Annotated in this window: 12 protein-coding genes; 5 read left to right on the top strand and 7 right to left on the bottom strand. The window is 69.0% G+C overall.

What is annotated here, in order from left to right:
- The first annotated feature begins 84 nt into the window (after positions 1–84).
- Positions 85–885, top strand: coding sequence for an alpha/beta fold hydrolase (locus tag ACNPM4_RS15875; protein WP_400857358.1), 801 nt, complete (start codon positions 85–87; stop codon positions 883–885).
- Positions 886–1,004: 119 nt separating this feature from the next.
- Here the strand turns inward: ACNPM4_RS15875 and msrA are convergent, their stop codons facing one another.
- The gene (gene msrA, locus ACNPM4_RS15870) at positions 1,005–1,550 is read right to left on the bottom strand and encodes a peptide-methionine (S)-S-oxide reductase MsrA (protein WP_029264330.1); all 546 of its coding nucleotides are present in this window, start codon (positions 1,548–1,550) and stop codon (positions 1,005–1,007) included.
- Positions 1,547–2,035, bottom strand: coding sequence for a peptide-methionine (R)-S-oxide reductase MsrB (gene msrB, locus ACNPM4_RS15865; RefSeq protein WP_448986323.1), 489 nt, complete (start codon positions 2,033–2,035; stop codon positions 1,547–1,549). The genes msrA and msrB overlap by 4 nt, the downstream gene beginning before the upstream one ends.
- A gap of 157 nt (positions 2,036–2,192) precedes the next feature.
- On the opposite strand from msrB, the gene ACNPM4_RS15860 reads away from it, so the two are divergent.
- Positions 2,193–3,110, top strand: coding sequence for a DUF808 domain-containing protein (locus ACNPM4_RS15860; protein WP_448986322.1), 918 nt, complete (start codon positions 2,193–2,195; stop codon positions 3,108–3,110).
- A gap of 87 nt (positions 3,111–3,197) precedes the next feature.
- Positions 3,198–3,452 (top strand): hypothetical protein, encoded by a 255-nt coding sequence (locus tag ACNPM4_RS15855; RefSeq protein WP_448986321.1) that lies wholly within the window; start codon positions 3,198–3,200, stop codon positions 3,450–3,452.
- On the opposite strand, the gene ACNPM4_RS15850 is transcribed toward ACNPM4_RS15855, so the two are convergent.
- Positions 3,434–4,783, bottom strand: coding sequence for an HNH endonuclease (locus tag ACNPM4_RS15850; protein ID WP_448986320.1), 1,350 nt, complete (start codon positions 4,781–4,783; stop codon positions 3,434–3,436). The two genes, ACNPM4_RS15855 and ACNPM4_RS15850, sit on opposite strands and share 19 nt — an antisense overlap.
- A 197-nt stretch (positions 4,784–4,980) precedes the next feature.
- On the opposite strand from ACNPM4_RS15850, the gene ACNPM4_RS15845 reads away from it, so the two are divergent.
- Both ACNPM4_RS15845 and pnuC read left to right on the top strand, forming a co-directional pair.
- Positions 4,981–5,508, top strand: coding sequence for a GNAT family N-acetyltransferase (locus tag ACNPM4_RS15845; RefSeq protein WP_029264325.1), 528 nt, complete (start codon positions 4,981–4,983; stop codon positions 5,506–5,508).
- A 2-nt stretch (positions 5,509–5,510) separates the two neighbouring features.
- Positions 5,511–6,224 carry a nicotinamide riboside transporter PnuC gene (gene pnuC / locus ACNPM4_RS15840; protein WP_448986319.1) on the top strand — a complete coding sequence of 238 codons (714 nt, stop codon included), beginning with the start codon at positions 5,511–5,513 and terminating at the stop codon, positions 6,222–6,224.
- 33 nt (positions 6,225–6,257) lie between these two features.
- Here pnuC and ACNPM4_RS15835 read toward each other — a convergent pair whose 3' ends face one another.
- The 4 genes from ACNPM4_RS15835 to ACNPM4_RS15820 form a co-directional block, all read right to left on the bottom strand.
- The gene (locus ACNPM4_RS15835) at positions 6,258–6,995 is read right to left on the bottom strand and encodes an amino acid ABC transporter ATP-binding protein (protein ID WP_029264323.1); all 738 of its coding nucleotides are present in this window, start codon (positions 6,993–6,995) and stop codon (positions 6,258–6,260) included.
- Positions 6,992–7,858 (bottom strand): amino acid ABC transporter permease, encoded by an 867-nt coding sequence (locus ACNPM4_RS15830; protein WP_448986318.1) that lies wholly within the window; start codon positions 7,856–7,858, stop codon positions 6,992–6,994. Before ACNPM4_RS15830 ends, ACNPM4_RS15835 begins: the two co-directional genes overlap by 4 nt.
- A complete protein-coding gene (locus tag ACNPM4_RS15825) occupies positions 7,855–8,709 on the bottom strand; it encodes an ABC transporter substrate-binding protein (protein ID WP_448986317.1) in 855 nt (284 codons plus the stop codon). The genes ACNPM4_RS15830 and ACNPM4_RS15825 overlap by 4 nt, the downstream gene beginning before the upstream one ends.
- A 76-nt stretch (positions 8,710–8,785) precedes the next feature.
- The gene (locus ACNPM4_RS15820; protein WP_448986316.1) at positions 8,786–9,214 is read right to left on the bottom strand and encodes a cupin domain-containing protein; all 429 of its coding nucleotides are present in this window, start codon (positions 9,212–9,214) and stop codon (positions 8,786–8,788) included.
- Between the last annotated feature and the right edge of the window lie 123 nt (positions 9,215–9,337).

The raw sequence follows: 9,337 nt of genomic DNA, 5'->3' as shown, positions 1-9,337 counted from the left end.
CGGGGTCTCGGGGTTGGAGGCCGGGTCTCGGCGCAGGGGCGCGGGAGCAGCACCCCTGACGCGGAACAGGGCCAAGATGGAAGGGTGGCCACCCCCCTCTCCGACCTGACCAGCATGCCCGACCCGCAGCACGTGTACGCCGCCGACGGCACACGCCTGGCGACGTACACCTGGGGCGATCCGGATGCTCCGGTCGTCGTGATCGTGCACGGATTCGCGTCGAGCGCCCGCGACAACTGGGTCCTGACCGGCTGGGTGCGCGAGCTCGACCGCGCCGGCTACCGGGTGCTCGCGCTCGATCAGCGGGGGCATGGGCGCAGCGAGAAGCCGCACGATCCGGAGGGGTACCGCATCCGGACGCTGGTGACCGATGTCGAGACCGTGATGGACACATACCTCGTGGACGACGCGTTCTACGTCGGCTACTCGCTCGGAGCCCGCGTGGGCTGGGAAGTGGTGCGCGAGCTGCCCCACCGCATCGGCCGGGCGGTGCTCGGCGGAGTGCCGGACGGCATCCCCCTGGCCCGCCTCGACCTGGACCAGGTGCGGGCGTACATCGCCGACGGCACCCCGGTCGCAGACGCCACGACGCAGAACTACATCGCGCTGACGGAGCGGGTACCCGGCAACGACCTGCAGGCGCTGGTCGCGCTCGCGGAAGGGATGCGGTCGTCGGGCATGATCGACCCCGATCCATCGGATGCGCCGACGCGCCCGATCCTGTTCGCCACGGGTTCGAAGGATGCCATCATCGAGGGTTCACGGGCACTGGCGTCCGCGGCCCCCGACGGTCGCTTCTTCGAGATCCCGAACCGGAACCACTTCAACGCTCCGGGATCGCGGGACTTCAAAGAGGCGGCGCTGGCGTTCCTCGCCGAGGCGTAGCCGCCCGCTCGCCCGCCCATTGCGAAGGAGTTCTCACGGAATGAAGGAGCGGATGCCGCATCCGCTCCTTCATGCCGTGAGTTCTCCTTCGTTCCGTGCGAGGGGCGCGGGCCCCCGGCCTAGACGGCGGAGCTCTCCGCGCGCTGGGGCAGCACCCATCCCGCACGCGGGAAGTGGCAGGTGTAGCCGTTGGGGTACTTGATCAGGTAGTCCTGGTGCTCTTCCTCGGCCTCCCAGAACGGACCCGCGGCCTCGATCGTGGTGACGGCCTTGCCCGGCCACAGGCCCGAGGCGTCGACGTCGGCGATCGTGTCGCGCGCGACCGTCTCCTGCTCAGGGGAGAGCGGGAAGATCGCCGAGCGGTAGCTCGAGCCGATGTCGTTGCCCTGACGGTCCTTCGTGGACGGGTCGTGGATCTGGAAGAAGAACGCGAGGATGTCGCGGTACGTCGTCTTGGTCGGGTCGAACACGATCTCCACGGCCTCGGCGTGACCGGGGTGGTTGCGGTAGGTCGCGTGGTCGTTCGATCCGCCGGTGTAGCCGACGCGCGTGCCGATCACGCCGGGCTGGCGGCGAATCAGGTCTTCCATGCCCCAGAAACAGCCGCCGGCGAGGACGGCCGTCTCGGTCCCGGGCGTGCGCGTGATGGTTCCGGTGTCGGTCATGACTGCTCCTCAGAGGTGTCGGTGGTGGGGGTGTTCGGCGTCTTCGCGAAGAGGGGACTGTAGCGACCGTACCCCTCCTCCTCCAGCCTGTCAGCCGGGACGAAGCGGAGGGCCGCCGAGTTCATGCAGTAGCGGAGCCCGCCCTCATCGCGCGGGCCGTCGTCGAAGACGTGACCGAGGTGGCTGTCGGCGTTCGCGGAGCGCGCTTCGGTGCGCTTCATGAACAGCGAGCGGTCGGTGCGCGTGGTGACGGCATCCGCATCGATGGGCTTGGTGAAGCTGGGCCATCCGGTTCCGCTGTCGAACTTGTCGGTCGACGAGAACAGCGGCTCGCCCGAGACGACGTCGACGTAGATGCCGTCGTCGTGGTTGTTCCAGTACGCGTTGCGGAACGGCGGTTCGGTCGCGTCCTGCTGCGTCACCTCGTACTGCAGGTGCGTGAGGCCGCTGACGGCCTCGGGGGTCTTGCCGTAGTCGTTCGACATGATCTGACTCCTTAGTCCGACGTCGCTGGCTGCGGCGTCATAGGGAAGAACCGTGGACTGCGCCTTTTTGGTCCCTCGGGGCTGGGAGCGCGCTGTGAGTTTCTGCGAACTCGATAGAGTTGCCTCCGCACTGCACACCGCCCGAGGGGAACCGCCCATGTCCGTAGGACTGCTCGCCGTCGTCGACGACATCCTGAGCGCCGCGATGAAGGCCTCGGCCAAGGCAGCGGGTGTCGTGATCGACGACGCCGCGGTCACCCCGCAGTACGTGCAGGGCATCACGCCCGCGCGCGAGCTGCCCGTCGTCGGCAAGATCGCGCTCGGTTCGCTCGCGAACAAGTTCCTCATCATCATCCCGGCGGCACTGCTGCTCACCGCATTCGCGCCGTGGGTGCTGCCGTATCTGCTGATCCTGGGCGGCGCTTACCTGTGCTTCGAGGGCGCCGAGAAGGTGCTCGAGTGGTTCGGCGTGCAGCACGGCCATGCCGACGAGGGCGCTCGCGACGAGAAGAAGCTGGTCCTGGGCGCGGTGCGCACCGACCTGATCCTCTCGACCGAGATCATGCTCATCTCGCTGGCGAGCCTGGAGAAGGGGCTCGACATCTGGGCGACGCTCGCCATCCTCGCCGTGATCGCGCTCCTGATGACGGGCGTCGTGTACGGGGCCGTGGCGCTGCTGGTGAAGATCGACGACATCGGGCTGAAGATGGCGAAGAACCCGGTGCGACGCGTGCGGCACACCGGCACCAGGATCGTGCGTTCCATGCCCGCGGTGTTCCGCTTCATCAGCATCCTGGGCACGGTCGCGATGCTCTGGGTCGGTGGACACCTCGTGCTCGTGAACCTGGGCGAGGTCGGCTGGCACTTCCCGGTCGACGTGCTGCACGCGGTCGAGCACGCCCTGGAGCCCGCGGGCGCCGTCGTCGTCTGGGTCGTCGACACGATCATCTCCGCGATCGCCGGTCTCATCCTCGGGCTGCTCATCGTCGGGATCGTGCTGGGCATCGCGAAGCTGTTCGGCAAGACGCCGAACTTCCACGAGGGCGAGGAATCCCCCGCCGACGTGCACGTCTGAGTCCGACGTCACCGTCTCGCGCCTTCCGCCGCCGCTATCCGCCGCGCGGGGGATGCGGCCTATCGTCCACTTCGGTTTGATCGGAGCATGAGCACTGATCACGCCGACACTGATCGCGCCACGCAGTTGCGTCGGACCCTGCGCCTGATCTCCGCCATCGCCATCGCGGGCATCGGAGCGGCCATGGTCTGGTTCGTCTTCGCCGCCGTCGGTGAATCCGGTGGCCAACTCACCGCCGCCAGCGCGACCGCTGCGGGGCTGGGCGCAGCCTGGTCAGCGGGATTCGCAGCCATCACCTCTCGCCTGCGTGAGGGAACTCGCGCTCACGCCGCGATGTCGTAGCGCGCTCTGCCCCCGAGCCTCGGCCTGCGGTGCGGATCGACGTTCGGCGGCGGGACGAGCCACACCCGCGCGGCGAACCCGCGTCCCTCTATCATGATCTCCCAGTCGTTGTCGTGGATGCGATGATGACAGCTCTCGCAGAGCAGCACTCCGTTGTCGAGATCGGTCGGACCGGCATCCCGTTGCCACCAGCGCAGATGATGCGCCTTCGTCATCTGCGGAGGCAGCCCGCACATCACGCAGCCGCCGTCGCGCTCCACGAGCGCCAGCCGCTGGGCTCGGGTGAACAGGCGCTTCTCACGCCCCCAGTCGAGGATCTCACCGCCACCGCCGAGGACGACGGGGATGATTCCCCCGCCGGCCGCCATCCGACGACATGCGGAGATGCTGACCCGCTCATCGACGCCGTCGACCCTCGCGAATCCGGTGCCGGCGGTCAGGTCGTCGAGACCGACGCGCACCACGACGGTCGCGCCGGACAACGGAAGCCCCCCGTTGTCGCATCCGCTCGCGTGCGCGCAGATCTCGGCGAGCGCATCGGCCTGCAGCATCGCGACGGTGCGTCGATCGGCATCCGGCGCCTCGGGATCGAGCACGTGCGCTCGCGCCTGGAACGTCGCGGTGACGTACGCCTGGATCGCGGCCTTGACCGGAGCACCGGAGGCGACATCGGTCTGCAGCGTCAGGTGAAGCGAGCCGTCGCGCTCGAACATCGTCAGAGAACGCCGCGACCGCGCCTCGTCTTCGCGCGGCGCCACACCGTCGGGGTCCAGCCAGGCCTCTGCACGCACGACCAGCTTGCGCACGTCGTCGAGTGACAGCCCCTCCGCCCGCTCGACCAGGAGACGCTCGGCGTCGGTGGTGCGCTCCAGACCGGCTTTCAGCCGCGCCCGATCGAGCAGCGTCACGATCAACGCCGCCGCTGCCGCGCTGAGGGTGCCGGCACCGATCGCCTGCTGCACCTCGGGATACCGCGGCGGCAGCGCCTCGCCGATGAGGTTCGCCCGCGGCGCCGTCGCCTCGCCCACCTTGACCAACCGCGCCGCATCGCCCGTGGATCCGCCCGTCGTCGCGGCGATCATGGTGGCCGGGCTGCGGAAGCCCTGTTCCTTCGCCAGGCTCGCCGCCCCCAGCTCGGGCCGGGACTCCCGCGCGATGCTCGCCGCGAGCTCGGCGTGGATGCCATCGAGTCGGCGCTGCACCAGTCCCATCGCCCGGTGGGCCTCGAGCAGTTGCACCCGAGACAGTTCCGCGGCGTTTTCCGCATCGGCCCACACCTCTTCGAGGCACTCCACGGCCTCGATCAAGGGGGTCAGATGGGGGTTTGCCATGCTTCGAGTTTAGAACATATCTTCGATATATAGGAGGGGCTGTGGATAAGTCGACGGGCTCGCATATCGCCGCGTCGACACCGTGTGCGCTCCCCGTGCGCTCGAAGGCGCGGCATCCTGCTAGCGTCGGCGATGCGCACCCGAAGTGCGGCAGCAGGATGCGCACCCGAGCGCAGCAGAAGAGAGACCACCCGCCGATGACAGACGTCCGAATCAGGGATGCGGAGACCGCAGACCTCGAGACGATCACCGCGATCCACAACCACGCGGTGCTGCACACCACCGCGATCTGGAACGAGGATGCGGTCGACCTCGCCGACCGCATCGCTTGGCTCGCCGATCGCACCTCGCACGGCTATCCGGTGATCGTCGCGGTCGACGACTCCGGCGTGCTGGGCTATGCGTCGTACGCGCAGTGGCGTCCACACAGCGGCTACCGGCACACGGTCGAGCACTCCGTCTACGTCCTCGGCGGTCAACACGGCCGCGGTATCGGCACCGCGCTGATGGCCGCCCTCGTCGAGCGCGCCCGCGCCGCGGGGATGCACGTCATGATCGCCGGCATCGAGAGCGGGAACGGCGCCTCCATCGCCCTGCACGAGCGCCTCGGCTTCACCGAGGTCGGACGGATGCCGCAGGTCGGGGCCAAGTTCGGGCGCTGGCTCGACCTGAGCATGCTCCAGCTCGTGCTCGACGACCGCGCCGAACCCGGCGCAGCATCCTGACCATGGACCTGCTGCAGTGGTTCGTCGACGGATTCAACTCGAACTGGACGCTGCCCGGCGGGCAGACGCTCCTCGTCCGTGAGGTCGTCGGCAACGCGTTCGGCCTGGCGAGCGCGCTCGGCGGCATGCGCCGGAAGATCTGGGCGTGGCCCGTCGGCATCATCGGCAACCTGCTGCTGCTCACCGTCTTCCTCGGATCCGCGCTCAGCCCCGACCCCTCGCTGCCGCACCTGCTCGGCCAGGCCGGCCGACAGATCATGTTCATCGCCGTCGCGATCTACGGATGGATACGTTGGCGCAACGCCGAGGGCGGACAGGTCGTGCCGAAGTGGGCGCCGACGGGAGCCCGCATCGGCCTGGTGATCGTGATGGTCGTCGGCACCGTCGCGCTGACCCCGCTGTTCCGCGTGCTGGGCTCGTGGGAGCCGGTGTGGGCCGATGCCTGGACCTTCGTCGGCTCGCTGCTCGCCACCTACGGCATGGCCAAGGGCTGGACCGAGTTCTGGCTCATCTGGATCGCGGTCGACGTGGTCGGCGTGCCCCTGCTCTTCAGCTCCGGCTACTACGCGACGGGCTTCATGTACGTCTTCTACGGCATCTTCACCGCGGTCGGATTCGTCATCTGGTGGCGGGCGCAGCGCAGCGCCGCGCAGCCGGTCGTGATCCTGCCGCCCGACCCCAGCCCGAGGCGCCCCGAGGACGACGAGCTCGCCTGAGCGCGCCGCTGCCGGATCCGCCGTCGGCCGAGCTCAGTGCCGCACGCGCGCGAGGAACTCCGCGGTCGCGGCCTGCTGCGGCGCATCGAACACCTGCGACGGCGGCCCCTGCTCGACGACCACGCCGTGCTCGAGGAACACGATGCGGTCGGCGACCTCGCGGGCGAACGACATCTCGTGCGTCGCCATGACGATGGTCGCACCCTGCTGCTTGAGCTGGCGCACCAGGTCGAGCACCTCGCCGACCAGCTGCGGGTCGAGCGCACTGGTGATCTCGTCGAGCAGCAGTACCTCGGGCTGCGTGAGGATCGCGCGTACGATCGCCACGCGCTGCTGCTGACCACCGGAGAGCCGGTCGGGGTACTCGTCGGCCTTGGCACCGAGCCCGAGCGTCTCGAGCAGCTCGCGCGCCTTGGCCCGCGCCTCGGTCTTGCGCATGCCGTGCACGCGGACGGCTGCGAGCGTGACGTTGTCGAGCACGGTCAGGTGCGGGAACAGGTTGAAGTGCTGGAACACGACGCCGATGCGGGCGCGCACGGCGTCGGCATCCACCCGCGGATCGGTGATGTCCTCACCCGACAGGAAGATCTGGCCGTCGTCGACGCCCTCGATGAGGTTCATCGTCTTCAGCAACGTCGACTTGCCCGAGCCGGAGGCGCCGATGAGCACGACCACCTCATGGGTGCCGACGGCGAGGTCGATGCCGCGCAGCACGTCGTGGTCGCCGAAGCGCTTGCGCACTCCCCTTGCCTCGATCACCGGAACGCTCATACGACCCCTCCGGCCTGCTCGCGCTTGTTCATCCGCGCGGTGACGACGTCGGTCAGGCGGATCATCGGCCAGCTGAGGATGATGAACATGAGCCCTGCGACGATGTACGGCGTGTAGTTGTAGGTGTCGGCGACCATCAGCTGAGCCGCGCGGACGGCGTCGACCACGCCGAGCACCGAGATCAGGCCGACGTCTTTCTGCATCGACACGAAGTCGTTCATGAGCGCGGGCACGACCTTGCGCACACCCTGCGGGATCACGACGATGCGGAGCGTCTGGCCGTGGGTCAGTCCGAGCGACCGTGCGGCGATGCGCTGCGATGGGTGCACGGCCTCCATGCCGGCGCGGAGCACCTCGGCGACATACGCGGAGTACGTGAGGACGAGGGCGATCGTGCCCCAGAACATCGCGGGCATGCGCGGGAAGATCATCAGCGCGGGGATGCCGAAGCCGATCAGATACAGCACGATCAGCAGGGGGATGCCGCGGAAGAAGTCGGTGTAGGCCGCCGCGAGCGCGCGTAGCGGGAAGAACACCGGACCGCGCAGCGAGCGCATGGTGGCCAGGGTGGTTCCGAAGATCGCGACGCAGACCGCGGCGATCACCAGCACCAGGAGATTGACGAGCAGCCCCTGGAAGATCGGGCCGATGCTGTCGAGCGCGACCTGCGGGTCGAAGAACGTCTGGCTGACGACTGCCCACCCGGGGGTGTTGACGACGACGACCACCAGCACCGCCGCGACGACGAGGCTGCTTATCAGCGCGATCAGGACGGACCGGGTGGTCGCCCGGCGCCGCAGGACGCGGGGCGACAGCTCGAGCTCGCTCGGCTGCCACGCCGTGTCGACGGGCTGTGAGGTCATTTGAAGACGGGGACGTCGACCGCGTCGCTGAGCCACTTCTGCTGCAGCTCGTCGAGCGTTCCGTCTTCACGCAGGGCGTCGACCGCGTCGGTCACGGCCGGCGTGAGCGCGGATCCCTTCGGCAGCACGATGCCGAACTCGTCGCCGCCGTCGGCCCCGGCGAACTGTCCGGTGACCACGCCGTCGTCGAGCTGTGCGCCGACGACGTAGAACGCACCGGGCAGGTCAGTGATCATGGCGTCGATCTGGCCACCCTTGAGGGCGAGCACGACGTCGTCGACCGAGTTGAACACGCTGAGGTTCGCCTCACCGAGCTCGGCCTTGGCGACCGTGTAGCTGGTGGTGCCGCTGGCGACGCCGACCTTGGCGGCCTTGAGCTCGTCGATGGTCGTGGCCGATGCCGCGGGCGAGTCGCCGACCGCGACCACGGCCTGCGTGGTCGTGTAGTACGGCGACGAGAAGTCGACGGCCTTCTTACGGTCATCCGTGATGGAGAACTGCTGCAGGTTGATGTCCCAGTCCTTCGGGCCCGGCGCGATGGCGCCGTCGAAGGTCGTGCGCACCCAGACGATGTCGTCGGCCTTGTAGCCGAGCTGCTCGGCGACCGCGTTCGCGACCGCACCCTCGAAGCCTTCACCGTTGGAGGGGTCGTCGTCGACGAACCACGGCTCGTAGTTGGGCTCGCCGGTCGCGATCGTGAGCTTGCCCTCGGTCACGGTCTGCAGGCCCGAATCGTCACCGCTGCCGGATCCGGTCTCGGCAGCGGGAGCGCTGCAGGCGGCGAGGGTGATGGCGAGGGCGGCGGCAGCGGCAGCGGCTGCCGCGCGGCGGAGGGAGGGAGTGAAGGGCACGATGACTCCAGTGCGAGGAAGGGTGTGGAGGAGACGGCGAGGCAGGCGGGTCTGCTTCTGCAGAGACGGTCTGCCTCTACAGAGTAGGCGATTCGGCGAGACGCCAATCGGCGAAATCGAAACCTGGAGACACGAAGCACGAGACCAGGACCTCGTCGGCATCGAGCGGGCGGGCGGCCTGCCAGACATCGGCGGGAACCAGCACCTGGGCGGCATCGTCGGGGCCGAGCACGACCGTGGTCGCCGTGCCCGGTTCCGCACCGTCGCCGCCGAGGCGGAGTTCGAGTCGGCCCGGACCATGCCAGAGCCAGAGCTCATCGCTGGTCACGACGTGCCATTCGCTGCGCTCAGAGGGCAGCAGCAGGTAGTGGATGCAGGTGGCCGCCGGGCGCGGGCCGTTCGGCGTCTCGACGGGCAGCGGGCTCGTCCACGTACGGCGGAACCAGCCGCCCTCGGGGTGGGCGGCGAGGTCGAGGCGCTCGGCGGTGGCGGGGCGCTGTGTCATGCGGAACCTCCGGATGCGGGTTCGACGGGTCGGGATTCGGCGGGTACGGATTCGACAGCGGCGCGCCCGAAGGACTCGACTGCGAAGCGCACCTCGCCGGAGACGACCGTCGCGGCGGCGCGG

The sequence above is a fragment of the Microbacterium umsixpiens genome (genome assembly GCF_053543675.1).
This window is presented reverse-complemented; position numbering and strand designations above follow the sequence as displayed.